Below are 443 nucleotides of genomic sequence, written 5' to 3'. Positions count from 1 at the left end.
CGAAGCGGTCCGGGGGTCGCTCGCCGGTCGCGGCACCGACTTCACTCGACGCGCGTGCGACACCCGCGACGTACAGACGGTGCGTCCCGACTCGCTCCCGAACTCGGAACCCGTGCCGATTGCGGTCGTTCCGCTGGCGCACGGCGACACCGCCTATGGAGCGCTCTACGTCGCGCTCGACGGCCAAGCGGTTCCCGACGTCGAGGCGGACGTACTGGTGACGCTGGGTCGCCACGTCGGACAGGCAATCGCCGCCGCCGAGCGTCGGAAGCTACTGCTGGCAGACACGGTCGTCCAACTGGAGTTCGAATCCTCGGACGAGCAGGACGTGCTCGTTCGACTCTCCGCGGCCCTCGGCTGTTCGATTCGGCTCCGCGGCGTCGTCCCCATCGAAGAGCGGTCGTTGCTGTGTTTCCTCACCGTCCGGGAGGCGACGACGGACT

General features: G+C 68.6%; 1 protein-coding gene. It reads left to right on the top strand.

Annotated elements, in window-relative coordinates; translation table 11 throughout:
- Window positions 1-443 (top strand): bacterio-opsin activator domain-containing protein (locus D3D01_RS22910; RefSeq protein WP_199725634.1); only part of this gene is annotated, 443 nt, incomplete at both ends.

The organism is Haloarcula sp. Atlit-7R, from assembly GCF_003666065.1.
GTDB classification, from domain to species: Archaea; Halobacteriota; Halobacteria; order Halobacteriales; family Haloarculaceae; genus Haloarcula; species Haloarcula taiwanensis.
The sequence above is the reverse complement of the archived record's forward strand: the minus strand, read 5'-3'. Positions and strand labels throughout refer to the sequence as shown.